The 880-nt window shown below is 76.2% G+C and carries 1 protein-coding gene; it reads left to right on the forward strand.

Annotation, left to right across the window (positions count from 1 at the left end; all coding sequences use genetic code 11):
• Positions 1-12: 12 nt before the first annotated feature.
• Positions 13-819, forward strand: a complete 807-nt coding sequence (locus A612_RS11125; protein ID WP_051001494.1) for an oxepin-CoA hydrolase, alternative type — start codon at positions 13-15, stop codon at positions 817-819.
• Positions 820-880 lie beyond the last annotated feature (61 nt).

The following is an 880-nucleotide window of genomic DNA, read 5'->3' on the forward strand; positions in this document are numbered from 1 at the left end:
CCGCGCCCGCTCCTGGTGCGGCGCGAAGGCCCGGTGTGGGTGCTGACGCTGCACGACCCGAAGACCCGCAATGCGCTCTCGCCCCGGTTGTACGAGGAGCTGGTCGCTGCGCTGCAGCAGGCGGGGGCCGACCCGGAAGTGGGCGCCATCGTGCTCACGGGCGCGGGCGGGCATTTCTGCGCCGGAGGCAACCTGCGCCAGCTGGCCACGCGCCACGCGCTGCCCGAGGCCGCGCGGCGCCAGCGCGTCGAGGCACTGCACGGCGTGGTCCGGGCCCTGCGCGACTGTCCCAAGCCGGTGGTCGTGGCGGTGGAGGGCGCGGCGGCGGGTGCGGGCCTGTCCCTGGCGCTGGCGGGCGACCTGCTGGTCGCGGCCCGCGATGCCGTGTTCTCGGTCGCGTACGTGAAGGTGGGGCTGACGCCCGACGGCGGTGCCACCGCGCTGCTGGCCGGATTCGTCTCGCGCCAGGTGCTGACCGAACTGTGCCTCACCGGCGAGCGGATCAGCGGCGAGCGGCTGCACACGCTGGGCGCCGTGAACCGCCTCACCGAGCCGGGCGAGGCGCTGAAGGCGGCGCTGGCGCTGGCCGGCCAGCTGGCGGCCGGGCCGCAGCGGGCGATGGCGCGCATCAAGCACCTGTGCCGCGTCGCGCACGAGCACAGCCTGGAGCAGCAGATGGCGCTGGAGGCGCTCTACATGCCCTGGTCGCAGGCCGACGAGGAAGCGCGCGAGGGCATCGGCGCCTTCCTGGAAAAGCGCGCTCCGGATTTCACCGCCCTGCGCCGCAGCGCTGCCTCATCCGGCAGGCCGCGAGGCTGAGCGCGGCGCGGGCGCCGGAGGGACCGCGGCCCCGGCGCCCTGCAGGGGCTGGCGCCGCCGC

The sequence above is a fragment of the Melaminivora alkalimesophila genome, from assembly GCF_000282995.1.
In the GTDB taxonomy this organism is placed as follows: Bacteria; Pseudomonadota; Gammaproteobacteria; order Burkholderiales; family Burkholderiaceae_C; genus Melaminivora; species Melaminivora alkalimesophila.